Raw genomic sequence first — 26,368 nt, 5'->3', positions numbered from 1 at the left:
CAACGGCATTCCTCAGTTCAAGTTGTCCAGCGCGTCGGCACGAGTCATGGAAAAGAACGAGCCGCCCGACGCGACCCCGAACATCCGCTCGCCCGCGAGATCGCGTTCCTCGCCGAGTTCGACCAGATCGTAAAGCAGAGCGCGCGTCACCCTGGCCCAGAGATCGCGGCGCACATGCAAGTAGGGCCTGAGTCCGCCGGTGCCCGCCTCGGGCTCGAAGCGCAGCGCGTGCGCCGCATCGCATTCGACCCAGTCATCAACATTGGTCCGAAAATGCAAGCGCGGGCCCGATGACGTGTCCTCACGCCGCATCTCGACCGCGAGAAATGGCACGTCCTCGACCACGATTCCGATCTTCTCAACCGGCGTGACCAGAAAATACTTGCCGTCCTCGCGCCTGAGCACCGACGCAAAGAGCCGCACCAGCGGCGCGCGTCCGATCGGGGTGCCGAGATAGAACCAGGTGCCATCGGCAGCGATGCGAATGTCGAGATCGCCGCAAAAGGGCGGGTTCCACAGGTGCACCGGCGGCCGTTGGCCGGTCTCCCGGACGGCTGCGGCGATACCATCCAGGCCCGCGGTATTGTCCTGCCTTTGCTTCGCCATGGTTTGACTTGAGCCTGTCGGATGACCTCGAAAGTGGGGCGGCCCGCGCAAAAGTGATCGACCCACCATAGCCTGACACCCGGGAAAAATAGCGTAAGCTTGATCGGTTTCGGTCCCGGCCGGGCCGATTCGACCGGCCGGTGTTGCAGCCCTGGCCGACGCCTCTATCCCAGTCTCATGGCGCAGTTGTTGCATCGCTTTCGATAGATATATGGCTCAAAACGCCTGACGCCCCCGGGCGGACGACAGAAGGAACGCAAACAATGCCGGCAACCGGCGAAAGCATCGAAACGCTGGAAGACATGATCGTCCGCTCCGCGGAATCGACCGCAGCCAACGCGCGGGCGGCTCGGGACGCCATCGGGTCCGTGATCTTCGGGCAGGAGCGCGTGGTCGAGCAGGCGCTGATTACCATCCTGTCGGGCGGCCACGCCCTTCTGGTCGGTGTGCCGGGCCTCGCCAAGACCAAGCTTGTGGAGACCATGGGTGTCGTGCTCGGCCTTGATGCCCGTCGCATCCAGTTCACGCCCGACCTGATGCCGTCCGACATTCTGGGCTCCGAAGTTTTGGAGGAGAGCCCCGGAGGCAAGCGCAATTTTCGCTTCATTCCGGGGCCCATTTTCGCGCAATTGCTGATGGCGGACGAGATCAACCGCGCAAGCCCGCGCACGCAATCGGCGCTTCTTCAGGCGATGCAGGAATTGCATGTCACCGTTGCAGGCCAGCGGCATGACGTGCCGAAGCCGTTCCATGTTCTCGCGACCCAGAACCCGCTGGAACAGGAAGGCACCTATCCGCTGCCGGAAGCGCAACTCGACCGCTTCCTCATGCAGATCGACGTGGACTATCCCGATCGCGACGCCGAGCGACGCATGCTGTTCGACACCACCGGCGCGGAAGGCGCAAAGCCCAAGGCGGCGATGAGCGCCGAAGATCTGATCACTGCACAGCGTCTGGTTCGGCGGCTGCCGGTCGGCGAGTCCGTGGTCGAGGCGATCCTCGCGCTGGTTCGTTCGGCACGCCCGGAGAAGGACGAACAGGATGCGATGCGCAAGCTGATCGCATGGGGACCCGGTCCGCGCGCCAGTCAGGCGCTCATGCTTGCGGTGCGCGCGCGTGCCCTGCTGGACGGACGGCTCGCGCCCTCGATCGACGATGTGACGGCGCTTGCCGAGCCGGTCCTGAAGCACCGCATGGCATTGACCTTCCAGGCGCGCGCCGAGGGTGAAACCGTCGATGCCGTGATCGCGCAGTTGAAGTCGCGTCTCGGGTGATTGATGGCGATCGAGCCGGACGCCCTCAGTCTTGAAGCCGACGCAGTCCGTCATGCCAGCGGGCAGTCGCGTTCGCTTGCGGCAAGCCTGCCGCGACTGATGCTGGAATCGCGGCGAATCGCTGCGACGGTGATCCACGGACTTCACGGCCGCCGCCGCTCCGGTTCCGGCGAGAATTTCTGGCAGTATCGCCGCTTTCTGTCCGGCGAGCCGGCGCGCCGCGTCGACTGGCGGCGCTCCGCGCGCGACGATCATCTCTATGTGCGCGAGCAGGAATGGGAGGCCGCTCACACCGTCTGGATCTGGCCCGATCGCTCGCCCTCGATGGCCTTCGCATCGGCTCTGGTGTGGGAGACCAAGCTTGAGCGGACGCTCGTGATCGCGTTCGCACTCGCCGAAATTCTCGTCGAGGGTGGCGAACGGGTCGGTGTGCCCGGCCTGATGCGCCCGACCGCGAGCCGTAACGTCATCGACAAGATGGCGCAGGGGATTATCCACGATACCAGCGAGCGGCCCAGCCTGCCGCCCGGCTTTGCGCCTGCGCCGCGATCCGAGGTGGTTCTGCTTTCGGATTTCTGGAGCCCGATCCCCGATTTCCGGCGCTCGCTCGCGCAATTGTCCGGTGCCCATGCCCATATCCATGTGGTGCAGATCGTGGATCCTGCGGAAGAGACTTTCCCGTATTCCGGGCGCGTCGAGTTTCTGGAGCCGGAGGGCGCCGGAAGCGTGACCGCCGGCCGCGCCGAGACCTGGCGCGCCGACTATCTCGACAAGCTCACCGCGCATCGCGCCGCCATGCGCGAAGAGGCGCAACGGGTCCGCGCAAGCCTCATCATTCATCGCACCGATCGTCCGGCGAGCGAACTCGTGCTGGCGCTGCATGCCCGTATGGGTCAGGGCGGTGATGTTCCGGTCGTGGCCGCGACGCAGACGAAGCCGTCGGAGGCCAGAGCATGATCGGCGGATTACCGCTCGCCTTCGCCCAGCCCCTCGTCTTGCTCGGCCTGCTCAGCCTTCCGGTCCTGTGGTGGCTGCTGCGGATGATTCCGCCACGGCCGCGGCGCATCGCGTTTCCGCCGGCGCGGCTCCTGTTCGACATCACACCGAAGGAAGAGACGCCCGCGCGCACCCCGTGGTGGCTGACGCTGCTTCGCCTGACGCTTGCGGCGCTGCTGATCCTCGCGGCCGCCGGGCCGATGTGGAACCCCTCGGTTGCAACCAGCGGCAGCTCCGGTCCGCTCGCAGTCCTGATCGATGACGGCTGGGCCGCCGCCTCGACCTGGGATACCCGCATCCGAACCGGCGACGACATGCTCGCCCGGGCCGAAGCCGATGGGCGCGCCGCCGCGATCATTGCGATGTCGGAGGCCGGGCGCGGCATTTCCCTGCAGACCGCGGCGGCCGCACGCGTGCAATTGCGCAAAATGACGCCGAAGCCGCATGCAGTCGATCGCGCCGACGCATTGCCGGGGCTCACGCGTTTTCTGTCCGGTGCTCCCAGCGCCGAACTGGTCTGGCTGTCGGATGGCGTGCAACTCGGACGGGCGGGCGAATTCGTATCCGGCCTGTCCGCCATTCTCGGCGACCGCACGCTGACGGTGGTCGATGGCGGCGTAACCCAGGCGCTGGCGCTGAGCGCCCCCGACAACAATGCCGGATCGCTGACGGTGAAGGTCTCGCGCGCTGCGGCCGGCGCGGAGCAATCCGGCCTCGTGCGCGCCCTTGACCTCAAGGGCCTCCTCCTCGGCGAAGCGCCGTTCGCGCTGAATGGAGGCGATCGCGAGACCGACGCTACGGTCAACCTTCCGGTCGAACTGCGCAACGACATCGCACGGCTCGAAATCGCCAATGAGCGTTCGGCGGGTGCCGTGCAGTTGCTCGACAATCGCTGGCGCCGGCGCAGCATCGGCGTGATCACCGGGGCCACCGCCGACACCGCACAGCCGCTGCTGGCTTCGACGTTCTACTTGCAGCGTGCGCTGGCCCCATTCGCGGACATCCGCATGGGCGAGCGCGTCTCACCCTCGGACATGGTGGTACGCTTCCTCGATCAGAATGTTCCGATGCTGATCCTCGCGGATGTTGGCAACGTCGTCGGGCAGGCACGGGAACGGCTGGCGAAATGGGTCGAGGATGGCGGGGTACTGGTCCGGTTTGCGGGTCCACGCCTTGCCGCGTCGGACGACGAACTCGTGCCGGTGCGCCTGCGCCGCGGCGGCCGCACGCTTGGCGGCTCGCTGTCCTGGGAGAAGCCGCAGCCGCTTGCGGCATTCACGCGCGAGAGCCCGTTCGGCGGAATGACCGTGCCGGGCGACGTGACGGTCACCCGTCAGGTGCTGGCAGAACCCGATTCCGGACTGGCCGAACGAAGCTGGGCCACGCTCGCCGACGGAACGCCGCTTGTCACCGGCGCCCGCCGAGGCAAGGGGATGATCGTGCTGTTCCATGTTACTGCGGACACCCGCTGGTCCGATCTGCCGCTGTCGGGGAGCTTCGTCGAAATGCTGAAACGGCTGGTCGCGCTCGCAGGCTCGACCGCGACGGCCGAACAGGCAAGCGCCGAGCGTGATCGCGAGACGCTCGCGCCCGCGCGGACGCTTGACGGCTTCGGTGCCTTCAGCGCTCCGCCGGGCAGCGCCAAGCCGGTTGCGGCGAACTACCAGAGCCGCGCCACCGCCGACCATCCTCCCGGCTTCTACGGTCCGCCGGAGGGGTTGCTCGCTGTGAACACGCTCGCCGCTGCCGACAAGCCGGAGGTCATCGACGTGACCGGCCTGAATGCGCGACGCGACATCTATCGCCTGAGCGAACCGCTCGATCTGCGCGGACCGATCTTCCTTGCGGGACTGGCGCTCCTCCTGCTCGACGCGCTGGTGGTGTTCTGGCTCGCGGGCGGGCTGAGCCGCCTGACGCGAACCCGCCGTCGGGCCGCAGCGGCCGGCATCGCGGTGGCCGTCGTCCTGTCCGGCATCGGCTATGGCCAGACCGCGGCCGCCCAGACTTTGGCCCCGCAGCAGCGCGCCGCCGCCGCCCCGACCACCCCTGCCGCCGACGCTTTCGCGATGCGGGCCGCCAACGAAACCAAGCTGGCCTATGTGATCACCGGCGATGCCGAGACCGATAACGTCAGCAAGGCGGGCCTCGGCGGTCTCACGCTGTTTCTCGCGCAACGCACGGCACTTGAAGCCGGCGAACCGATCGGGCTCGACATCACGCGCGATGAACTCAGCTTCTTTCCACTGATCTACTGGCCGATCGTACCCGGCGCGGCGACGCCGTCTCCGGAAGCGCTGGCGCGCATCGATGCCTACATGAAGCAGGGCGGCACGGTGCTGTTCGATACCCGCGACGCTCTCATGGCGCCGCCCGGTCCCGGGGGCGAGGCGCGCAGTCCCGGCATGCTGGCCTTGCGCGAGATCCTGTCCTCGCTCGACATCCCCGAACTCGAACCGGTATCGAAGGATCATGTGCTGACCAAGACCTTTTTCCTGCTGCGCGATTTTCCAGGCCGTTTCAATACCGGCCAGCTCTGGGTAGAGGCGCTGCCGGCCCAGGACGAACTCGACGGCGAGACTGTCAACAGACGGCCCGCACGCGCGGGCGACGGGGTGTCCTCGCTCCTGATCACCTCCAACGATTTCGCGGGCGCATGGGCGATGCGGCCGGACGGGCAGCAGATGCTGCCAATGGTGTCGACCGAACCGCGCCAGCGCGAGATGGCATTCCGCGCCGGCGTCAACATCGTGATGTACACCCTGACGGGTAATTACAAGGCGGATCAGGTGCATATTCCGGCACTGCTGGAGCGGCTGGGACAATGAATTTCGGTATCGCCTTCGCGCCGCTCGTCCCCGCCTATGTATTATGGGCAGCGGCAGCCATTGCGCTCGTCATTTCCGCGCTGCTGCTGTTTATCCGCAGCCGCGGCGCGCTGCTGCGCGCAACCGCCATGGCTCTGCTGATCTTCGCGCTCGCCAATCCGTCCTTCACGCGCGAGGACCGTGATCCAATTCCCTCTGTCGTCGCGGTCGTGATCGACAAAAGTCCCAGCCAGAACTTCGGGGCGCGCGCGAAACAGACCGAGGAGGCACGGACGGCGCTGATGGAGAGGCTCGCGCGCATTCCCAATCTCGACGTGCGGGTGGTGGAAGCGGGCGTCGCCGACGGCGAGACCGACGGCACCCGCCTGTTCAGCGCTCTCGGCGCCGCGCTTTCGGACGTCCCGCCGGACCGGATTGCCGGTGCCTTCCTGATTACAGATGGGCGCGTGCACGACGTCCCGCCGGATGCGGCACAACTCGGCTTTGCGGCACCACTGCACGCGCTCGTGACCGGCGAGGCGGACGAACGCGACCGCCGCGTGGTGCTGACCACCGCGCCGCGCTTCGGCATCGTCGGGCAATCGCAGACCATCGCCTTCCGCGTGCAGGACCAGGGCGTCGGTCCTTCCACGGCGCGCGTTACCATCCGGCGCGACGGCGAGCAGATCGAGACCCGGAACGTGACCACGAATACCGCGGTGCGCGTGCAGATCCAGATTCCGCATGCGGGCCCAAACATTGTCGAGATCGAAGCCTCCCCGCTCGAGAACGAGCTGACACCGGTGAACAACCGCGCGGTGGTCTCGATCGACGGCGTGCGCGACAAGCTGCGGGTGCTGCTGGTCTCCGGCGAGCCGCATGCCGGCGAGCGCACCTGGCGCAACCTGCTGAAGTCGGACGCCGCCGTCGACCTCGTGCACTTCACCATCCTGCGTCCGCCGGAAAAGCAGGACGGCACGCCGATCAACGAATTGTCCCTGATCGCCTTCCCGACCCGGGAATTGTTCCAGCAGAAGATCGGCGAATTCCACCTGATCATCTTCGATCGCTATGCCCGCCAGGGCGTGCTGCCGATCATCTATTTCGACAATATCGCGCGCTATGTGCGCGAGGGCGGCGCGGTGCTGATCGCTGCGGGTCCCGATTATGCGAGCCCGACCTCGCTCTGGCGCACGCCGCTCGACGTGGTGTTGCCGGCCGAGCCGAGCGGCAAGATGATCGAGACACCGTATCACGCGCGCCTGAGCGATCTGGGCAAGCGCCACCCGGTCACCCGCGCGCTCGAAGGCGCCGCCAACGAACCGCCGCATTGGAGCCGCTGGTTCCGCCTCGTCGATGCGAAGGTCGGTCAGGGCTCGTCGGTGATGGACGGGCCGGACGGCAAGCCGCTGCTCGTGCTGTCGCGCGAGGGCGAGGGGCGAGTGGCGCTGCTGCTGTCCGACCACATCTGGCTGTGGGCGCGTGGCTTCGAAGGCGGCGGCCCGCATCTCGATCTGCTGCGCCGGCTCTCGCACTGGCTGATGAAGCAGCCCGACCTCGAAGAAGAGGCGTTGCGGGTCTCCGCGCAGGGTCGCGACCTCGCGATCAATCGCCAGACCATGTCGGAAACGGCCGAGCCGGTTGTGATTACGACCCCGTCGGGCGAGACCCGCACCGTAACCCTGCAGCAGGCCGAGCCCGGGTTGTGGCGCGGATCGACTCCTGCGAACGAGCTTGGCCTGTGGCGCGCAACCGACGGAAAGCTGACGACGCTGGTCAATGTCGGTCCGGTCAACCCGCGGGAATTCGCCGAGGTGACGTCGAGTGTGGACGTGCTGCGTCCGCTCGCCGCCGCGACCGGTGGCGACGCACGGCGGCTCGATGACGGCGGCAGCGTCAACGTGCCGCGTATTGTCGGCGTTCGGTCCAGCGAGACCTTCCGCGGCGAAGACTGGATGGGGCTCAAGCTGCGCGACGCCAGCGTGCTGCGCGGCATTGGGGTGTTGCCAGTATTTGCCGGCGTGCTGGGCCTGTTGCTGCTGATCGGCTCGCTGGCCGCGACCTGGGCCAGAGAGGGGCGGTAGCGGCACCGTTCCCGGAGGCACCACAACGACTCTTCATGTCGCGCCGGTTCGATACAGGACGCCGGCCTTTCCCGACTACCCCTCTGCCCAGTCCGGCCGCACCGCGCCCTTTATGCCATCGAACGCGCCCTCTTCGAGTTCCGCGACCAGCAGGCGTGCGGGATCGACGGGTCCGGGCATCTTGACCCGCCCGCGCGGGATCCGCTTGAACCCGACGCGCGCGTAATAGGGTTCGTCGCCGACCAGAATGATCAGCCGGTGCCCGCGCGCCTTGGCGTCCGCCAGCGCGCGCTGCATCAGCGCCATGCCGATGCCGCGGTCGCGGAATGGCGGCTCGATCGTGAGCGGACCGAGGAGCAACGCCGGAGTGTCGCCGATCCGCACCGGCGAGAGCCGCAGCGAGCCGACCAGCAGCGTGCCGATGCGCGCTGTATAGGACAGCTCGAGATCATGCCCGATGCCCTCGCGGATGCGATACGCGGTGCGGGCATAGCGTCCAGGACCGAAGGTGCGCTCGTGCAGGCGATCGATCGCCAGCGCGTCGTCTCCGGTTTCCGGCAGGATGGTGATGGAGAGATCGGTCATTGTGCGGCGCGGCCCAAAGCGTGGCCCGGTGGCGATTAGCATCTGGGGCCTGCGAAATCCATGCCCACGCCATCCATGCCTGCGGAATCCATGCCTGCGCAATCCATGGCCCGCCATGCCAATTTGCCGCTTGGCGCGACCGTCGGCCGCCGCCATATCCCACGTCTCAGACAGGGAGTGTGGCATGGGCTTTTTCCTCGACGGCGTCTGGCACGACAAATGGCACGAAACCGGCAAATCCAGCGGCCGGTTCCAGCGCGAGGCAACCCGCTTCCACAACTGGATCACTCCAGACGGGGCCGCCGGTCCGACAGGCGAGGGCGGCTTTGCCGCCGAGGCCGGCCGCTACCACCTTTATGTCTCGCTCGCCTGCCCGTGGGCGCACCGTACGCTCATCTTCCGCAAGCTGAAAAAGCTCGAGGACCTGATCCCGGTCTCGATCGTCTCGCCCTTGATGTTCGAGAAGGGCTGGACCTTCAACCGCGACGAAGGCTCGACCGGCGATCACCTGCATGACGCGGATACGCTCGGCGACATCTATCTCAAGACCAACCCGAAATATTCCGGCCGGGTGACGGTGCCGGTGCTGTGGGACAGGAAGCGCGGCACGATCGTCAACAATGAATCATCCGAAATCATCCGGATGTTCAATTCCGCGTTCAACGCGCTGACCGGCGACACCACGGATTTCTATCCGGACGCGCTACGCGGCGAGATCGACGCGATCAACACCCGCGTTTACGAGACCGTGAATAACGGAGTCTATCGCTGCGGCTTCGCCACCACCCAGGAAGCCTACGAGGAGGCCTTCGCGCAATTGTTCGAGACACTGGACTTTCTCGAGGGGAGACTGTCGACGCAGCGCTATCTGTGCGGCAACCGCGTCACGGAAGCCGACTGGCGACTGTTCCCGACGCTGATCCGTTTTGACGCGGTCTATGTCGGGCACTTCAAATGCAACCTGCGACGCATCGATGATTATCCGAACCTGTCAAATTACACGCGCGAGCTTTACCAATGGCCCGGCATTGCCGACACGGTAGATATCGATCAATACAAACGTCACTATTACCGCAGTCACAAAAGCATCAATCCGACCGGTATTGTTCCCGCGGGGCCCGCTCTCGAATTCATGCGGCCACATGATCGCGGCCGTTTTGGTTGAAATACTCGCGGGAACCGCGGGAACCGTGGCTCTGACGCAAATTACTGAATCGTCACGGAACATTCGAGCGCACCGAGACTTGGCCTCCTGTCATTCCCAACACGGAGGAATCCCATGAAGACCTATCCCCTGATCGTGGCCGCCACCTTGCTCGCCACGCCGGTTCTTGCGCAGACCACGACCGCTCCGCAGCCGAATGCGCCCGCCATGAAGAACGACGCCACCATGAACAAGCCGATGGATCGCCAGGCCATCAACGGCCAGTGGCGTGCTTCGAAGCTGATCGGCGTGGATGTCTACAACAACCAGAACGAAAAGCTTGGTGAGATCAACGAGCTCATTCTGACTTCAAACGGCCAGGTCTCCGGTGCCGTGATCGGCGTCGGCGGATTCCTCGGCATGGGTGAGCGCGACGTGATGGTTCCGCTCGACAAGCTGACGTTCTCGAATGACCGCGCCGCCACGACCGGCGCTGCCAACGACGGCGATCGCAAGTGGTATCCGGACCGCGCGGTCCTGAATACCAACAAGGATCAGCTCAAGGGCATGCCGGAATTCAAGTACTAAGCATCGACCTGGACTGAGCTTTCATCAAGGGGCTTCGCTGCGCGAAGCCCCTTCCCTGTTCGCCGGGCGACCGGGTCCGGCGCTTCGCGGCCAGGCGATTCCAGACTCACCACAGGTCCCCAGCCGCCCCGCCATCCAGCACTTCGGCAATGCGGGCACGGGTTGCGGGCGTGGTGCCGTCCGGCAGCGCCCCGCGGTCGAAAAATCCGTGCGCGATGATTTCCGCGTTCGGCTGCGGCGGCACCTCTTGCGCGAAATGATCGATCAGGAACAGCGCGACATGGTCGCGGTCGGAAATGCGCCGGTTGTGATAGATCGCAAACAGCCTGGGAGGCTGCAGGATTTCGATATTGCCCTCTTCCATCATTTCCCGCCTCAGCGCCTCAGACATGGTCTCGCCGACCTCCACCCCGCCCCCGGGAAGATGCCAACCCGGCACATACGAATGCTTGATGAGGAATATCCGCCGCTCGGAATCGAGCGCCATGCCGCGCACGCCAAGCGTCAGCCCGCGTGAAAACCGCCAATAGAGATGCATGATGGGCCGAATCATCTGTCGGAGCGCCTCGCCGTCGGAACAAGTCCATGGAGCCTTCGCCGGCGCCGTCATGCGGAACAGCAGGCGTCATCGTACTGGGTGTCGACTCACTATAGTCTGAATCGACTCAACTGCGGAAAGCCGTCACCGTCCCCCCATGTTCGTTCTCGCGCATCTGTCCGACCCGCATCTCGGCCCCATGCCTTCGGTCCGCATCCGCGACCTCGCGGGCAAGCGTGCGATCGGCTACATGAACTGGCATCGACGGCGGAAAACCTTTCACCGCACCGAGACGCTGTCCCGCATCGTGGCGGATATCAAGGCGCATCATCCCGACCACATCGCGGTAACCGGAGACATTCTGAACATCGCGCTGCCAGGCGAATTCGCCCCCTCGCGGGTTTGGCTCGATACGGTGGGACCCGCCCATGACGTGACCTTCGTGCCCGGCAATCACGACGCCTATGTGCGCAAGGCGGCGCGCGAGTGGCATTCGCACTGGGGCGATTTCATGAAGGGCGACACCACCGGGCCCGACCAGTTTCCGTTCGTGCGTCGGCGGGGCGACGTGGCGCTGATCGGGCTGTCGAGCGCAATCACCACGGCGCCATTCCTCGCGACGGGCAAGATCGGCACGCCGCAACTGCATGCGCTCCCCGACATCCTCGACCGGCTCGGGGCGGACGGGCTATTCCGTGTCGTGCTGATCCATCATCCGCCGGTGTCGAAGCCCTCGCACCGCTTCAAGCGGCTCATGGATGCGGACCGGTTTCGCGACGTGTTGCGCAGACACGGCGCCGAGCTCGTCCTGCATGGCCACGATCATATCCATTCGCTGGTGATGCTGGACGCACCGGCGGGGAAAATTCCCGCGGCAGGTGTCCCCTCCGCATCGGCGATCGGGGGTGAGGGCGACCTCGCAGGCTACAATCTTTACGCGATCGCCAGGGCCGGCAATGGCTGGCGCTGCGAGATGACGAAGCGCGGCTTCAAGCGCGACACCGATGCGATCGTCGAATTGGGGCGAAAGGTACTGTTTCCCGGTCAGGGTTAGTGCCCACCGAAGACCAGAGCGGCTACGGCCAGCGCAACCGCACCGATCATGAGGCCGAATACGAAGGCGGCGAAGGCACGCCAGGTGCTCTGGCGCGGCCGCTGTTCGCCTCCGGCAGCCAGCGCGCGCTCGCGCTCGATCAGGCGGGCGGCGACGTAGCGGGTGATCGCCCTGGCGGTCTCGCGGATTTCCGCGGACTCGGACAGAACCTTGCGGCCGTAACGCGTGTCCTGGACGAACCGGTAGCTTCGCTTGTCGCGGCCCATCACCACGTAGGCGGTAACGTCGATCCACAGCCGCGGGGGATCGCCCCGGCTGACGCCGCGATCGAAGATATCGACGTTGGCGGGAACCTCCGCAAAAACCGGATCGAGCGCCTCATTGAGCATGTCGAGACGCGCGGCTTCCGCATCGCGCATGTCAACCACGATGCCGGTGCGTTCGGCCGATTCGATTCGCGCCTGTCGCAGCGCCTCCTTCAGCGGCGAGATCGGCGCCGGCGGCTTTTCGTCAGGTTTCTTGCGTCCCCACATCCGGAGAAGGTAGCGCTCCTGTCGTCGATCCGAAAGGGGCGCCTGGGCCGGCCTCTCCCCATCCGGCCTTGCTCGCGGGCTTTGCCCTCAGGAGACGGATGAAGCGAGACGCAACCATCCCAGCCCTTCTTCGGTCCGCGCCCGTGGGTGATATTCGGCTGCCACCCATCCCGTGTAGCCCAGCGCGTCGATCGCCTTGAAGATTTCCGGATAGTTCACCTCCCCCTCGTCCGGCTCATGGCGCGTCGGAACCGCGGCGATCTGAATGTGTCCAATGAGCGGAAGATGCGCCTCGAAGCGGCGTAGCAAATCGCCGCCCATGATCTGTGCGTGGTAGAAATCGAACTGGATGCGGATATTGGGCCTTCCCGCCTTGGCGATGACGTCGGCCGCCTGCTCGACGCGATTGAGGAAATAATCGGGGCGGTCCCGATTGTTGATCGGCTCGATCAGCAGCGTGATCCCCTTCCCGGCCGCAAGATCGGCAGCGCGCGTCAGATTGGCGACGAAGGTCCGTTCCGCCGCCGGCCGGGCGTGGACGTCGGCAAATCCGGCGAGACAATGGATCGCGCGGCCACCGACCGCCGTGATGTAGTCCAGGGCCTGCGCGAACAGCGCATCGAAATCCCGCTCGCGCTTGGGCACTGCGGCGAGCCCGAACTGCCCCTCCCCGCCACGCTCGGTGTTGATCCCGAGCATCGTGAGGTCCGAGCGCGCAATTTCGGAGCGCAATGCCGCCGCAGGCGTGGTGTACGGAAACTGGCCCTCGACACCCGAAAAGCCACCCGCCGCGGCCGCGGCCGCCCGTTCGATCAGGGGCCGGTCCGGAAACAGATAGGCGATATTGGCGGCGAAACGCGGCATTGCGGCCCTCGACTGGAATGCGGAAACGGACCGCCTTCCTAGCGCATTGTCCCGCCGGCACGGCATGCAGAAAGCATGGGTATTGTGCGCAGACCGGCCGCTTGCGGGCAGAACGGGTCCTTTCCAGTGGGCAACAATCCGTCGGGTTGTCCCGCCCGCCGACCTGCCGGCTTGATGCCATTTTTTCAATAATTACATGCACTTGGTGAAAGTGGGCAATTGCCCATATTGGCACCCATTAGAAGAGTGGGACGTTTTGTGGTTGACCGGCTGTATACAGCGGCGTTCCATTGCTCAAACAGAAACAAGATGTCTCACGCGGGGAAAACGAGCGAGGACGGTGCGATGAACGCACAAGAGCTGCTGCAGGAAATTTCCGACTATTGCCGCCAGGCGGGGCTTGCCGAATCCACCTTCGGCCGCAGAGCCGTCAACGACGGCAAGCTGACCAGTCGCCTGCGCAATGGCGGCCGGATCACGACCGAGACGCTCGACCGCATCCGAACGTTCATGACCATCCACAACGGCAGAGAGAGCGCGCGTCCCATGATTATTGAGCGTGGTGCCCGTCCGGCGACCATCGACCCCGTCCCTGCGAGCCCAGCGCCCGCCAACGCCAACGACGACGGCAACCGCGAATTCCGGTTCTTCGACAACCGGCAAAAATATCTGTTGTTCGTGAACACCTGCAGCGAGAAATGGGTGGTTGCCAACAAGGTTGCGCAGGAGCTTGCCAACATCCATCCGCGGCCACCGGCGGTGCGCCTGTTCGATGCGGGTCTTGGCGACGGCACGGTGCTGACGCGTGTGATGCGCGCGATGCATCATCGCTACCCCAACATGCCCTTCTATATTTCCGGCAAGGAGATCAGCCTCGAGGACATCCGGCTCACGCTGGAGAAGATGCCGGACCGGCTCTACGAACACCCCTCCACCGTGCTCGTGCTCACCAACATGTATTACGGCGAGGCGCCATGGCTCACCGTGAAGTCCACGGCAGCGGCCAACAGCCTGGTCTGGAACGAAGTCGCACTGACCGGCAACACATCGCACGATTTCGAGGAGCAGATCACCGGGCTGCAGGACTTCCTGTCCGAGAACTGGAAGGCGGGCGTGAGCCCGAAGACCGGCAACCCGGTCTATGAACGCCCGGTGGTGCTCGTGATCTACCGGCAGGACCACAAATTCCTGCTCGATCCGATCATCCCCCGCCGCGGCGCAGCCCATGCCGACTTCGACCTGGTAATCGCCTCGCAGCCCTATCGTGCGCGCGCGACGGCAGAGTTCAAGGCGCAGAAAGTCATCGCGCCGCTCGCCCGCGCGCTCGGCCCCGGCGGCCGGCTGATCGCGATCCATTCCTGCGGCAACGATCCGGCCTCCGAAATCGTGCAGAGCGTCTGGCCCGACGACAATCCGTTCCAGACGGACCGTCATGCCATCCTGCGCGAAGTCAAAAAGGCGCTCGGGCCCGCCGCCCGCGAGCTCAACTTCAATACCTATTCCGACAACCGCGCCATCTTCCGCTACGACATGCATACGCTGCCGAGCGAAGTGACCGGCTCGATCGGGACCTCGACCGTGCTCGCGGCATGGAACGCCGCGATCTACGTCTCGCAGGTCGAGGACGAACGCCTCAACGAGGCGGTGAAGGACAGCCGCTACCTCGACGCCACGCGCGACGTTCTGCGCAAGCACAACGGTCTGTGGTTCAACGACGAATCCTACGTCATCTCAAGAAGGCGCGAGTAACCATGGCCCTGCCGCTACGAAAGCCCAGTCCCCGCTTCGAGTCCGACACCGTCGACGACATCTGTACCTTTCTCGATGATTTCTCGATCGAGGTCACGCGCCCGAAGCTCGCCGATCTCGAAGCGATCCGCGATAGCGCAGGCTCGGGGATCCGCGTCTATGTGAGCGCGATACCGACAAGGCCGTCGGCCGAGCTTGTCGAACAATCGGCAATGGCCCGCCAGTGCGGGCTCGAACCGGTACCGCATATTGCGGTGCGCAATTACACCAGCCGTGATGAACTGTCGACGCTCATCGGCCGCCTGTCCTCGGAAGCGGGGGTAAGGCACGTTCTGATCATTTCCGGAGATCGCAGCGACTCGGCCGGCCCCTTCAATGCGTCGATCGAGATTATCGAAAGCGGGATGTTGCAGCAGCATGGCATCTCGCGCGTCAGCATCGCCGGCCATCCCGACGGACACCCGGTGGTGTCGGGCGATGTGATGCAGCGCGCGTTGATGGCGAAGGTCGAAGCCGCTGACCAGAGCGGGCTCACCACCGATATCGTCACGCAATTCGGATTTGACGCCAACGCCATCACGCGCTGGGTGATGAAGATGCGCGACCTTGGCATCGATTGCCCGGTACGCATCGGTCTGGCGGGGCCGACCAATCTCACGACCTTGCTGAAATACGCCCAGCGTTGCGGGGTGAAGGCCTCCATCGGAGGCATTACCAAACATGCCGGGCTGGTGAAAAACCTGTTTGGCGTGAGCGCGCCCGACGCCATTGTGCGCGCGCTGGCGAGCGAGAGCGCCACCGGCGCTCTCGGTGACGTGGCCGTCCATTTCTTTTCGTTCGGGGGCGTGGCGGCAACCTCCAAATGGGCCGCTCATGCTGCGAAAGGCCGGATCACACTCGAGAGCGACGGCTTCTCGGTCGAGCCTTGATGGATGTCGTCCCCGCGAAAGCGGGGACCTATGGCCACCGCGCTGAAATATGGGTCCCCGCGTTCGCGGAAACGGCCGAAGCATAAAAGCCCCCGCTCCCGCAGGGGCTTTTTCGCATCGCGCGGATGCCTTCGATCAGTTGACCTCGCGCCAGATGCCGAGCGATTCCTGCATCGGCCGGTCGGAAATCGAGAACAGCACGCTCTGATCGTCGGCCTTGTGCGAATACTGCTTCCAGGACGGAATCACGAACACGTCGCGCGGACCCCATTCGAACACTTCGCCGTCGATCGTGGTCTGCCCCTTGCCTTCCAGGCACGCGAAGATGGTGCCGTCGGTCGAACGATAGGGCTGGCCCTTGAATCCCTTCGGCAACAGCGACAGATGCGCGCCCATGGTCGGTGTCGACCAGCCGCCATTGAACGGATTGGCGTAGCGGATGCGGAAGCCGTGATACTTGTTGACCTCGTCGGTCCTGGCCATGCGGTCGAGGATCGGACGCACGCGCTCATAGGCGTAGTTGATGATCGGCGATTCCTTCTTCGTGTCGGTGCCGTCCGGCAGCACGCCGGAGCCATAGCGCCACAGCGAATCGTTGTTGGTGTATTTGGTGTTCTGCACCGCAGAATCGAGATGTTCGGAGAACGCGGTCTCGAAGAAGTTGATGGTCGGCACGTCGAGCACGTCGAGCCAGATCATCGGCTGCTTCGACTCGTTGCCGTGATCATGCGCGGTCCAGCTCGGGGTCAGGACGAAGTCGCCGTATTTCATCAGCGTCTTCTCGCCATCGACCTGGGTATAAGCGCCGTCACCGTCCAGAATCAGGCGGATGGCGCCGGCGGTGTGGCGGTGTGCGCCCGCGATCTCGCCGGGCAGGATGAGCTGCAGTCCGGCATAGAGCGAGGGAGTGATCCGCGACTGACCGCGCAGGGCCGGGTTTTCCAGCACCAGCACGCGCCGCTCGGCCTCCTCGGCGGTGAGCAGGCCGCCGGCTTCCTCCACCATCGGCTTCACCTCGTCGAAATGCCAGATCGCAGGAGCCGCAATGGATTTCGGGTTCTTGGCGACGAGATCCTTCAGCACCTCCCAGAGCGGCGCCATGTCGCGCTGTGCAATCTTCTCGTAGAAGGCGGCGCGCTTTGGGTCCTTGCTGCCCTCGTAAACCTTGGCCTTCTTGTCGCTCGGCTGAACGGCGGTAGCGGTCGCCATGCCTTCCTCCTGATGGAATTTCTGGATGGTTGTCTCAACAATAGTCTCAAACCGGCCCTGATCCTAGAGGCCGCCCCGTGCGGCATATCTGCCATTCGGTCTTTTCACCAGGCGGGTAAAACAGGGCGGATAGCGCTCGGCGGGCCGCCTTCGATTTTCAGGTATTCACCGAGCCGCCATCCACCGCAATGGTCTGGCCGGTCACGAAGTCGCTGTCGGAAGACGCCAGAAAGATCAGCGCGCCGATCAGATCCTGCGGGAACTGGTCGCGCTTGAAGGCACGGCTGCCGACCACCCGCGCCTTCAGGGCCTCGTCATGGGTGCCGCTGGCCACCAGCGTCTCGCTCATCACCAGCCCGGGCGAGAGGGTGTTCACGCAAATCCCGTGCTCGCCAAGCTCGCGCGATAGCGTGCGCGTGAAGGTCGCAATCGCACCCTTGGAAGCGGTGTAATGCAGCATGCCGGGCAGCCCCTTGTAGACCGTGCCGGAACCGATATTAACAATCTTGCCGTATTTCTTCGCGATCATGTGCGGGACCGCATGCTTGGCGGTCAGAAACGAGCCGCGCACATTGACGGCAAACACCTTGTCCCACAGCTCGACGTCGATGTCCTGCACCCTGGTGTGATGCAGCGGGGCGAACAGGGCCGCGTTGTTGACCAGAATATCGATCTTGCCGAACCGCTCGATCGTCCTGTCCATCAGCGCCTTGACCTGGTCCTCGCGGCTGACGTCGCAGGTGACGCTCATCGTCGCATTGGCGCCGTGGCGGGACGCGATCTCGGCCGCCGCCTCCTCGCCCCCCGAAATGTCGGCGATCACGACACCGGCGCCCTCGGCGGCCAAAGCCTCGGAATAATGCCGTCCGATCCCCTTTGCGCCGCCCGTAACGATCGCGGTCCGCCCTGCCAGTCTTGCCATGTCACTCTCGTTCCCTAATAAGTGCGCCGGGATTTATGCACCGCCGCCGCAAGAAAGGGCAATATGACCGCTGAAACCGAGGACCGATCCGCCATCCGCGACCTTATCGAGAACTGGGCCGTGTTGCGCGACGCACGGCTATGGGATGAGTTTCGCAAAGTCTGGCACGATGACGGCGTGATGCAGGCCACCTGGTTTCAAGGCTCTTGCGACGAATTTATCAAGGTGAGCCAGGAGGGTTACGAGAAGGGCGTACGTATTCTGCACTTCCTCGGTGGCATGAGAATCGAGATCAACGCGAACCGGGCCATCGCGCAGACGAAGATGACGATCTCGCAGCGCGGACCGGTTGATGGCGTGCTGTGCGACGTGGTCTGCACCGGTCGATTCTACGATTTTCTGGAGAAGCGGTTCAGCAAATGGGGCTTCGTCCTGCGCCAGCCGATCTACGAAATGGACCGATGCGATCCGGTCGATCCGTCCGCGACCCTCACGCTCGATCAGGACATCCTGGGACTCTATCCGGAGGGCTACCGGCACCTTGCCTATCTGCAGCACAAGATCGGCTACAAGGTAAAGCGCGACATGCCGGGTCTGGACGGGCCGGAAATCGAGGCGCTGTATGCCCGCGGCAAGGACTGGCTCGCAGGCCTGTCACTTTGATCTCGTTAGGGCCCACCGCAATCAGAGGACGTTTCCGCGATGGCTTCCGCTCTGTTCTCACCCTTCACCATGCGCGGGCTGACGCTGCCGAACCGCGTGGTCGTCTCGCCCATGTGTCAATACGCATCGGAAGATGGCTCCGCGACCGACTGGCACATCCAGCATCTCGGCAGCTTCTCGCTCGGCGCCGCCGCCCTGGTGATGACCGAGATGACCATGGTGAGCCGGATCGGGCGTATCAGCCAGAAATGCGCCGGCCTCTATTCCGACGACAACGAGAAGGCGCTGAAGCGTGTCATCGATTTTTGCAGGTCGGTCGGTATTGCGAAGCAGGGTATCCAGATCGGTCATGCCGGCCGCAAGGGTTCGACCAATCCGCCGGGTCAGGGCGGCAAGCCGCTCACGGAGGACGAGGGCGCCTGGCAAACGCTCGGACCCTCCGCGATCCCGTTCGGCGAGGGCTGGCCCGTCCCGCGCGAGATGACCAAAGCCGACATGAAACAGGTTACCGAGGAATTCGTCAGCGCGGTCCAGCGCGCCGACCGCATCGGCTATGACCTGGTCGAGATCCATGGCGGCCATGGCTATCTGCTAAGCGAATTCTTCTCGCCGCTGGCCAACCAGCGCAGCGACGAGTATGGCGGCTCGCTCGAAAAGCGTATCCGCTATCCGCTGGAGGTGTTCGCCGCCTGCCGTGCGGTGTGGCCGAAGGACAAGCCGATGGGCATCCGCATTTCGGCGGTCGACTGGGTCGAGGGCGGCAGTACGATCGAGGACACCGTCGCCTATGCCAAAGAGTTGAAAAAGCTGGGCTGCGATTACGTCGACGTATCGAGCGGCCAGGTCGATCTGCGCCAGCAGATCCCGTTTGCACCGGGCTACAATGCACCCTTTGCCGGGAAGGTCCGGCGCGAGGCCGATATCCCGACCATGACGGTCGGGCTGATCACGCAGGCGCGACAGGCCGAGGAAATCGTGGCATCGGGGATGGCCGACCTGATCGCGATCGCGCGCGGTGCGATGTACGATCCGCGCTGGGCCTGGCACGCCGCGGAGGAACTCGGGGTCGAGACCGAATATCCGCCGCGCGGCCGGGCGGCCCATCCGTCGATGCGGCCGCAGGTGTTTCCGAACAGGGCGAAGGCGGGCTAAAGCTATATCCGCACCCGCCGCACGAAATTGGCAAATTCGGCAAGCTGCTGCTTCACGAGATCGATCGATGCCTGATCCTTCAGCTCGACGGTGGCCTCGTCGAATTTCTCCTTGGCGAAGGTGAGCGTCACTTCCGGCTTGACGAACACGAGCGCGTCGATGCCGGCCAGAGACTGGCGCAGGTGATATTGCATGCGCGATGCGCCGAGAAGCCCGGTCGAGGCCGATTGCAATGCAACCGGCTTGTCCTTGAACGGCTGCTCCTTGAGCCGTGAAACCCAGTCGAGCGCGTTCTTCAGCCCGCCCGGAATGGTCCAGTTGTATTCCGGCGACACGATGATGACGCCGTCCGCCGCCCGCACGGCGTCCGCAAACGCGACGACATCGGCCGGCACGCCGAGATCGTGGTTATAATGCGGGAAGCCATCGAATGGCGGCGCCGGCATGATCGTCATCTCCGCCGGCGCGAGCCTCGGCAGCATGCGCGCAAGCCCCGCATTGTAGGAGCCCTTGCGCAGGCTGCCGCAGATCGACACGACACTCAGTGCGTTGCCGGCCATGACCATCCCCCCCACCCTGCGATTTACGCCTTGTGGGCCTTGTGGCGCTCGATGAATTTCTCGAAGCCTTCGAGCTGCTGCTTGATGATGGTGCGGGTGGCTTCGTCCTTCAGTTCCCCGGTCTTGTCGTCGAACTTGGTCTGCGCCGCGCCGACGAAGATTTCCGGCTTGTTGAAGACGAAGGCGTCGAGGAACACCATGATCGTGCGCGCATGATACTGCATGCGGGCGCCGCCGAGCGGTCCCATGGACGCCGATTGCAGGCAGACCGGCTTGTAGGCAAACGGCTGGTCCTTCATCCGCGAAACCCAGTCGATCGCGTTCTTCAATCCGCCCGGAAGCGAGTAGTTATATTCCGGCGTAACCATGATCACCCCGTCAGCCGCGCTGATCGCATCCGCAAGCGCAGTGGCCGCCGCCGGAAAGCCTTCAGCCTGGACGTCAGCATTGTAAAGCGGCATCTCGATCGAGGGCGATGCCTTGATCGTCATCCCCGAGGGCGCAAGCGAGGGCAGCACATTCGCCAGCATGCGGTTGAACGAGCCCTTGCGCAGGCTGCCGCAAATTGTGATCACATTCGACATCTGATATACCTCTTGACGCTCGGTCGCAGACATTGGCTGCCCGGCCCGGCGCTTGATAGCGGCGCCGCGTGCAAAAGTCACCCGCGCGAGCGACAAGGACCGGCACGGTGCCGGCCCTTGCTTCGAGGTGGCGGGGCGCTCAGCGCTGTTCGATACCTGCCTTCTTCATCAGATCGCTCCATTTGGCGATCTCGGAGGCTACATGCTTGGTCAGTTCCTCGTTGGTCGAGGTCTTGACCACAATGCCGGTCTTGGCGATCGCCTGTTTCACCTCGTCCTTGGCGAGAACCTGGTGCACCGCCTTGGTGAATTTGTCGACGATCGGTTTCGGGGTGCCGGCCGGCATGGCGAAGCCGTACCAGCTTGTGACGTTGTAGCCGGGCACGCCGGCCTCGGCGAGCGTCGGCAGGTCCGGGTAGGCCGGATTGCGCTCCGACGACGTCACCGCGAGCGCCTTCAGATTTCCGGACGCAATCTGCCCGCGCACCGCCGGCAGAAGTTCGAAGCTGATCTGCGTGTCGTTCTGCATCAGGGATGTCACGACGTCCGGCGTGGTCTTGTAGGGAATGTGCTTGATGTCGGTGCCGGACAGCACCCGGAACAACTCGCCTGCGAAATGCTGCGTGGTGCCGACCCCGCCAGCCGCGCTGTAGTTATATTTTCCCGGGCTCGCCTTGGCTTTCGCAACAACGTCTTTGACGTCCCTGGCCTCGAATTTGGGCGAAGACACCAGGAGCAGCGGCACGGTGCCGATCTGCGTCGCCATCTCGAAGCTCTTCACCGAATCATAGGGCAGTTTCTTGTAAAGCGCGCCGGCCACCGCGTGGGCGTTGCTGAGCACGAGGACGGTGTAGCCATCCTTCTCCGCTTTCGCGACACTGTCCGCACCGAGGGTCGAGCCGGCGCCCGGCTTGTTCTCGACCACGAAATTCTGGCCGAGTGTCTCCTGCAATTGCTGCGCGATGATACGGCTCACGATATCGGTGCCGCCGCCGGGCCCGTAGGGCACGAGAAACTTCACATTGCGCGAAGGCCATTCCTGTGAAACGGCCGTTCCCGTCACGGTCGTTGCCACGCCCAGACCTATCGTTGCCGCCGCCAGCCACGTTTTCAGACCCATTCCCGATCCTCCCTGTTTTTCGTTGTTGAAAAGTCGCGTGCTTGTGCACGCGAGGCTTCGACGGCGTTTCGGCCAGTATTGCCGCACGCGTGATCGACGATCTTGACCCTAGTTCACATCCATGAACTAATTCACAAAATGAAACCGAAGTCAGACGCAGCTGTCAAGTCGGCCAACCGGGCGCTCGATATTCTGGAGTATGTGGCGGATGCGACAGAACCGCCCACCTTCTCCCGTCTGCTGGCCGATCTTGGCGTTCCGCGCAGCAGCCTGTTTCACCTGCTGAACAATCTGCTGACGCGCGGCTATCTGGAGCAGGATGGGTCCGGCGGGCGCTATCGGCTTGGCCAGCGCGTCGGGAAACTGGCCGCAAGGCTGCAAGGTCCGACACTCACAGCGATCGTCCTGCCGCATCTGCAATCGCTGAGTGACGTTCTGAACGAGACGTCCGGCTTCAATATCTGGGCCGGCGACAGCGTCGAAGCGGTCGCCACTGCGACAGGCCGCCAAGCCTTGACGTTTACGATGAAAGTCGGTGAGCGTGCGCCGCTCTACGCGGTTTCGTCTGGAAAGATCGTCCTGTCGCGCATGAGCAATGCCGAACTCGGCGCCTACCTGGATCGGGTCGATCTGCAGCGGATCACCGCACGAACGCTGCAATCGAAGAGCGCCGTGCGAAAGCAAGCCAGCGCCGCAAGACAGGACGGCTTCGCCTATTCGCACGAAGAATTCACGCCAGGTATCACCGGCATCTCCACCGCAGTGACCAGGGACGGACATTTGCTGGGCACGGTCAATCTTGCGGTACCGACGGCACGATTTACGGCCTCGCAAGATGCCGTCTTCCGGCGCGCGCTTCGCTCCGCTGCCGCAGCGCTGAGCCACGCCCTGCGCGAAGAAATTGTCGCTGGCTATGCACTGGAGCGGGACTTGCCGATGCCAGGCCAGAGCGGCCGGAAGCAGGCCGCACCGTCAAACTGAGCTTCCCGATCGCCACCTCGGCCCATTCGCGACGCCGCCGACACGGCCGGAGCGACGAAGCAGACCGACGTCGATCCTGCGCATGGCGGTTCTCGATGCCGAGCGCCAAATCCGGCCGGTCCGCCCGGCCTTCGCTGGCGCGATGACAAGCGTCGCGAGCCCGCGCCCTACATCAGGGCTTCTTCTCGTCCTCGATCGGATTGACGAGGATGCCGACACCCTCGATGTCGATCTCGCAGACGTCGCCGTGCTTCATCCACAGCGGCGGCTTGCGCGCATGACCGACGCCGGATGGCGTGCCGGTCACGATCACGTCGCCCGGCATCAGCGTCATCGCCTGTGTGAGATCGACCAGCGTCTCCGCCACCGGAAAGATCATGTTGGCGGTATTGTCGGACTGCAGGACGTTGCCGTTCAGCCGGGTCTCGATCTTGAGGCCGACCGCGCCGGGCGGCAATTCGTCGGCCGTCACCATCCAGGGCCCGAAGCCGCCGGTCATGTCGAAATTCTTCCCCATGTCCCATTGCGCGGTGCGGCGCTGGAATTGCCGGATCGAGCCATCGTTGAAGCAGGAATAGCCGGCAATGCAGGAATAGGCGTTGTCCATCGTGAGATGCTTGGCCTTCTTGCCGATCACGATCAGCAATTCGCATTCGTAATCCAGCGTCTCCGATGCGAACGGCCGGATGATCGGCATGTTGTGCGGCACCAGCGAGGTGGTGCAGCGGATGAAGATCGACGGCGCAGTCGGCTTCTGGTGACCGCCCTCCTTGGCGTGCTCGAGATAGTTCAGGCCAAGGCAGACAATCTTGCCGGGATTGGCGACCGGCAGGGTGTACTTGATGCCGTCGAGCGGGCGGCGCGCCGATGCGGGCGCCTTCTTCGCGGCATCGGCGACGGCGGACAGATCGCCACCCGCGCGCGCCAGCACGGCGCCGAGATCGGCAGGAATGTTCGGATCGACCGCCTGCAGGTCGATGACCTGGTCGCCCTCCACGACGCCGAGATGCAGTTGTCTGTCGAGTTCGAAGCCGACGATCTTCATGTGACGGAAATCCCGATGGCTGGAATGACGCACGGACGGCAGGTCCGGGGCCGGTTGTTTAGCCGGTCGGGATCGGATCGCCAACCTTTCGTTGGCGGCTCACCTGTCCGAAAGGGCAGGCAATACCAGTGCGCAAACCGCGAAATTTCCTTTCGCATCGGTCCAGTTGTCGAGCAGCGACCAGCCCGCCCCGCGCGCAAGCGCTGCGAAGGATTCAGGGGTATACTTGTAGCTGTTCTCGGTGTGGATGGTCTCGCCGGCACGGAATTCGAAGGTCGATCCGGCGATCGTCACCTTCTGCCGCAGACGACTGGCAAGATGCATTTCGACGCGCTTGCGCTCGCGGTTATAGAAGGCGTGATGCTCGAAGCCAGCGAGCTTGAAATTGCCTCCGAGCTCGCGATTGATCCGACGCAGCACATTGAGATTGAACCGCGCGGTCACACCGGCGCGATCGTTATAGGCCGCGTTCAGGACCGCCTCGTCCTTGATCAGGTCAACGCCAACCACCATCACCGCACCGCGCCCGAGAATCGTCCCGGCATGGCGCAGGAACGTGCACGCTTCATGCGGCTCGAAATTGCCGATCGTCGAGCCCGGAAAAAATCCGATTTTTGGCAGGCCAGAGACCGCGTCCGGCAGCGCGAACGGCTTCATGAAATCCGCCGCCACCGGCAGAATCGCAAGATTGGGATAGTCCTTGCGCAGCGCCGCCGCTTCCGCCGCGAGAAAATCACCGGAAATGTCGACCGGGACATAGGCCTTCAGTTTCCTCGCCGCATCGAGCAGGAAACGGACCTTGATGCAGGCTCCGCTGCCAAATTCGACCAGCGCCGCACCGGTCGGGAAATGCTGCACGATCGCACCGGCCTGCAGGCGCAGGATCTCGTGTTCGCTGCGGGTCGGATAATATTCCGGGGTCTGCGTGATTTCCTCGAACAGCCGCGAGCCCTCGCTGTCATAGAAATATTTCGGCGGGATGCGCTTGGGCGTATTCGACAGGCCGGCGGTCACATCATGGGCGAACGCTTCGGTTTCTGCGTCACGGGCGGCGACGGCCGCGAAACGCGACGCAAGCACGGGTTTGCGTGTCATGTCCTAGAGATACTCCGCGAGCCTGAGCCCGGTGAATTGCCAGCGTGCCGGCGGATGGAAGAAATTGCGGTAGGTAATCCGCGCGTGCCCGTCCGGAGTTGCGAGCGAGGAGCCACGCAGCACCATCTGGTTGATCATGAATTTTCCATTGTACTCACCGATCGCACCTTCCGGCGCGCGATAGCCCGGATAGGGCAGATAGGCGCTACGGGTCCATTGCCACACGATGCCGAAGGCGTCATCGATCAGCTTGTGACGGGCGGCGATTTCCCATTCTGCTTCCGTCGGCAGATCCTTGCCGGCCCAGCGCGCGAAGGCATCGGCCTCATAATAGCTGACATGCATCACCGGCGCTGCCGGATCGATCCTGCGCAGCCCCCCGAGCGTCATCGCGTGCCAGGCGTCATCGACCTCGCGCCAATAGCCCGGCGCCTGCCAGTCCTCCGTCTCGCGCGCTGCCCAGCCGTCCGAGAGCCAGAGCGATGGCGTGGCATAGCCGCGATCGGCCATGAATTCGAGCCATTGCGCATTCGTGACAAGGCCACGGGCGATGCGCACGGGCTGCGTGAGCACCCGATGCTGCGGGCCCTCGTTGTCGAAATGAAAGCCCTCTCCGTCATGCCCGATCTGATGAATGCCGGGCGGTATGTCCGCGAAATCTTCGCCCGCCTGCGCCACCGGCATTTCCCAGCCTTCGTCATAGACCGGATGCGTGGGGTTCTGCGCAAACGCATGCAGAATGTCGGTGAGCAGCAATTCCTGGTGCTGTTGCTCGTGGTGAAGTCCGATTTCCAGAATCGGAAAAATCCGGTTCGCCGTAGCCTCGTCAGCGTTCTCGATCAGCCGTTCGACGGCGGCATCGACATGCGCGCGGTAGGCAGTAACGTCTTGCGCATTCGGACGGGTGATCAAACCGCGCTGCGGACGCGCGTGGCGCGGACCCGCGGCGACGTAATACGAATTGAACAGGAACGGAAAACGCTCGTCGAAAATACGATAGTCGCGCGCGCGGGAGGCGAGCAGGAAGGTCTCGAAGAACCACGTGACATGCGCGCGGTGCCACTTGGTCGGGCTCGCATCTGCCATCGATTGCACGATCTGGTCCTCGGCCGACAGTCGTGCGGCACGCGTCTCGGTCTCGCCGCGCACCACGCGAAACGCTTCGAGCCAGCGCCGTCGCTGGGACAGATCGGGTGTGATCAAGTGGTGCAAAGCAGATGATTGCATCGATCCGAAAGCTCCCCCGGCCGGGGTCCTAAGATGGTGCACCCCCCGGTGTGTCTCAATGA

Annotated in this window: 25 protein-coding genes; 12 read left to right on the top strand and 13 right to left on the bottom strand. The window is 64.1% G+C overall.

Translation table 11 applies throughout. The features are described 5' to 3' along the window. Positions 1-12: 12 nt before the first annotated feature. Positions 13-606, bottom strand: a complete 594-nt coding sequence (locus AB7F49_RS18395; protein WP_428524929.1) for a DUF1285 domain-containing protein — start codon at positions 604-606, stop codon at positions 13-15. A 263-nt stretch (positions 607-869) separates the two neighbouring features. On the opposite strand from AB7F49_RS18395, the gene AB7F49_RS18390 reads away from it, so the two are divergent. The 4 genes from AB7F49_RS18390 to AB7F49_RS18375 are packed head-to-tail and all read left to right on the top strand — an operon-like array spanning position 870 to position 7,764. After that, a complete protein-coding gene (locus AB7F49_RS18390) occupies positions 870-1,880 on the top strand; it encodes an AAA family ATPase (protein WP_428524927.1) in 1,011 nt (336 codons plus the stop codon). A gap of 3 nt (positions 1,881-1,883) precedes the next feature. Beyond that, positions 1,884-2,837: a DUF58 domain-containing protein gene (locus tag AB7F49_RS18385; protein WP_428524925.1), complete on the top strand. Its 954-nt coding sequence runs from the start codon at positions 1,884-1,886 to the stop codon at positions 2,835-2,837. Then, positions 2,834-5,701 carry a DUF4159 domain-containing protein gene (locus tag AB7F49_RS18380; RefSeq protein ID WP_428524923.1) on the top strand — a complete coding sequence of 956 codons (2,868 nt, stop codon included), beginning with the start codon at positions 2,834-2,836 and terminating at the stop codon, positions 5,699-5,701. Before AB7F49_RS18385 ends, AB7F49_RS18380 begins: the two co-directional genes overlap by 4 nt. Next, complete coding sequence (locus tag AB7F49_RS18375; RefSeq protein WP_428524921.1) at positions 5,698-7,764, top strand: hypothetical protein; 2,067 nt, start codon at positions 5,698-5,700, stop codon at positions 7,762-7,764. The genes AB7F49_RS18380 and AB7F49_RS18375 overlap by 4 nt, the downstream gene beginning before the upstream one ends. A 75-nt stretch (positions 7,765-7,839) precedes the next feature. On the opposite strand, the gene AB7F49_RS18370 is transcribed toward AB7F49_RS18375, so the two are convergent. After that, positions 7,840-8,349, bottom strand: a complete 510-nt coding sequence (locus tag AB7F49_RS18370) for a GNAT family N-acetyltransferase (RefSeq protein ID WP_428524919.1) — start codon at positions 8,347-8,349, stop codon at positions 7,840-7,842. Positions 8,350-8,533: 184 nt separating this feature from the next. Here AB7F49_RS18370 and AB7F49_RS18365 point away from each other — a divergent pair, with 184 nt between their 5' ends. After that, positions 8,534-9,514 (top strand): glutathione S-transferase family protein, encoded by a 981-nt coding sequence (locus AB7F49_RS18365; RefSeq protein ID WP_428524917.1) that lies wholly within the window; start codon positions 8,534-8,536, stop codon positions 9,512-9,514. 114 nt (positions 9,515-9,628) lie between these two features. After that, positions 9,629-10,081 carry a PRC-barrel domain-containing protein gene (locus AB7F49_RS18360; protein ID WP_428524915.1) on the top strand — a complete coding sequence of 151 codons (453 nt, stop codon included), beginning with the start codon at positions 9,629-9,631 and terminating at the stop codon, positions 10,079-10,081. 106 nt (positions 10,082-10,187) lie between these two features. Here AB7F49_RS18360 and AB7F49_RS18355 read toward each other — a convergent pair whose 3' ends face one another. Next, positions 10,188-10,634, bottom strand: a complete 447-nt coding sequence (locus AB7F49_RS18355) for an NUDIX domain-containing protein (RefSeq protein ID WP_428524913.1) — start codon at positions 10,632-10,634, stop codon at positions 10,188-10,190. 142 nt (positions 10,635-10,776) lie between these two features. Between AB7F49_RS18355 and AB7F49_RS18350 the strand changes: the two genes are divergently transcribed. Further along, positions 10,777-11,673 carry a metallophosphoesterase family protein gene (locus tag AB7F49_RS18350; RefSeq protein WP_428524911.1) on the top strand — a complete coding sequence of 299 codons (897 nt, stop codon included), beginning with the start codon at positions 10,777-10,779 and terminating at the stop codon, positions 11,671-11,673. Here AB7F49_RS18350 and AB7F49_RS18345 read toward each other — a convergent pair. Continuing rightward, positions 11,670-12,206 (bottom strand): hypothetical protein, encoded by a 537-nt coding sequence (locus AB7F49_RS18345; RefSeq protein WP_428524909.1) that lies wholly within the window; start codon positions 12,204-12,206, stop codon positions 11,670-11,672. The genes AB7F49_RS18350 and AB7F49_RS18345 overlap by 4 nt on opposite strands. 87 nt (positions 12,207-12,293) lie before the next feature. Continuing rightward, positions 12,294-13,070 carry a hydroxypyruvate isomerase family protein gene (locus AB7F49_RS18340; RefSeq protein WP_428524907.1) on the bottom strand — a complete coding sequence of 259 codons (777 nt, stop codon included), beginning with the start codon at positions 13,068-13,070 and terminating at the stop codon, positions 12,294-12,296. Between the two features lie 345 nt (positions 13,071-13,415). On the opposite strand from AB7F49_RS18340, the gene AB7F49_RS18335 reads away from it, so the two are divergent. Continuing rightward, positions 13,416-14,819, top strand: coding sequence for a hypothetical protein (locus tag AB7F49_RS18335; RefSeq protein WP_428524905.1), 1,404 nt, complete (start codon positions 13,416-13,418; stop codon positions 14,817-14,819). Between the two features lie 2 nt (positions 14,820-14,821). After that, positions 14,822-15,748 (top strand): methylenetetrahydrofolate reductase, encoded by a 927-nt coding sequence (locus AB7F49_RS18330; protein WP_428524903.1) that lies wholly within the window; start codon positions 14,822-14,824, stop codon positions 15,746-15,748. A gap of 135 nt (positions 15,749-15,883) precedes the next feature. On the opposite strand, the gene gtdA is transcribed toward AB7F49_RS18330, so the two are convergent. Together gtdA and AB7F49_RS18320 are read right to left on the bottom strand one after the other, a co-directional pair. Further along, entirely contained in the window at positions 15,884-16,957 is a 1,074-nt protein-coding gene (gene gtdA / locus AB7F49_RS18325) for a gentisate 1,2-dioxygenase (RefSeq protein WP_428524901.1), read from the bottom strand. Positions 16,958-17,114: 157 nt separating this feature from the next. Then, positions 17,115-17,879, bottom strand: a complete 765-nt coding sequence (locus AB7F49_RS18320; RefSeq protein WP_428524899.1) for an SDR family NAD(P)-dependent oxidoreductase — start codon at positions 17,877-17,879, stop codon at positions 17,115-17,117. Between the two features lie 63 nt (positions 17,880-17,942). Here AB7F49_RS18320 and AB7F49_RS18315 point away from each other — a divergent pair, with 63 nt between their 5' ends. Further along, positions 17,943-18,542 carry a nuclear transport factor 2 family protein gene (locus AB7F49_RS18315; protein ID WP_428524897.1) on the top strand — a complete coding sequence of 200 codons (600 nt, stop codon included), beginning with the start codon at positions 17,943-17,945 and terminating at the stop codon, positions 18,540-18,542. Between the two features lie 39 nt (positions 18,543-18,581). Further along, positions 18,582-19,694, top strand: a complete 1,113-nt coding sequence (locus AB7F49_RS18310) for an NADH:flavin oxidoreductase/NADH oxidase (protein WP_428524896.1) — start codon at positions 18,582-18,584, stop codon at positions 19,692-19,694. Between the two features lie 2 nt (positions 19,695-19,696). Here the strand turns inward: AB7F49_RS18310 and AB7F49_RS18305 are convergent, their stop codons facing one another. From AB7F49_RS18305 to AB7F49_RS18295, 3 genes are all read right to left on the bottom strand, one after another. Beyond that, positions 19,697-20,254 carry an NADPH-dependent FMN reductase gene (locus AB7F49_RS18305; protein ID WP_428524894.1) on the bottom strand — a complete coding sequence of 186 codons (558 nt, stop codon included), beginning with the start codon at positions 20,252-20,254 and terminating at the stop codon, positions 19,697-19,699. Positions 20,255-20,277: 23 nt separating this feature from the next. Then, entirely contained in the window at positions 20,278-20,838 is a 561-nt protein-coding gene (locus tag AB7F49_RS18300) for an NADPH-dependent FMN reductase (RefSeq protein WP_428524892.1), read from the bottom strand. Positions 20,839-20,977: 139 nt separating this feature from the next. Next, a complete protein-coding gene (locus tag AB7F49_RS18295) occupies positions 20,978-21,958 on the bottom strand; it encodes a Bug family tripartite tricarboxylate transporter substrate binding protein (RefSeq protein ID WP_428524890.1) in 981 nt (326 codons plus the stop codon). 138 nt (positions 21,959-22,096) lie between these two features. Between AB7F49_RS18295 and AB7F49_RS18290 the strand changes: the two genes are divergently transcribed. Further along, the gene (locus AB7F49_RS18290; protein WP_428524888.1) at positions 22,097-22,939 is read left to right on the top strand and encodes an IclR family transcriptional regulator; all 843 of its coding nucleotides are present in this window, start codon (positions 22,097-22,099) and stop codon (positions 22,937-22,939) included. Between the two features lie 172 nt (positions 22,940-23,111). On the opposite strand, the gene AB7F49_RS18285 is transcribed toward AB7F49_RS18290, so the two are convergent. From AB7F49_RS18285 to egtB, 3 genes are all read right to left on the bottom strand, one after another. Further along, positions 23,112-23,984, bottom strand: coding sequence for a fumarylacetoacetate hydrolase family protein (locus AB7F49_RS18285; RefSeq protein WP_428524886.1), 873 nt, complete (start codon positions 23,982-23,984; stop codon positions 23,112-23,114). 99 nt (positions 23,985-24,083) lie between these two features. Then, complete coding sequence (gene egtD, locus AB7F49_RS18280) at positions 24,084-25,079, bottom strand: L-histidine N(alpha)-methyltransferase (protein WP_428524884.1); 996 nt, start codon at positions 25,077-25,079, stop codon at positions 24,084-24,086. 3 nt (positions 25,080-25,082) lie between these two features. After that, the gene (egtB, locus tag AB7F49_RS18275) at positions 25,083-26,306 is read right to left on the bottom strand and encodes an ergothioneine biosynthesis protein EgtB (RefSeq protein WP_428524882.1); all 1,224 of its coding nucleotides are present in this window, start codon (positions 26,304-26,306) and stop codon (positions 25,083-25,085) included. Positions 26,307-26,368 lie beyond the last annotated feature (62 nt).

The organism is Pseudorhodoplanes sp., assembly GCF_050250235.1.
GTDB lineage: Bacteria > Pseudomonadota > Alphaproteobacteria > Rhizobiales > Xanthobacteraceae > Pseudorhodoplanes.
The sequence above is the reverse complement of the archived record's forward strand: the minus strand, read 5'-3'. Positions and strand labels throughout refer to the sequence as shown.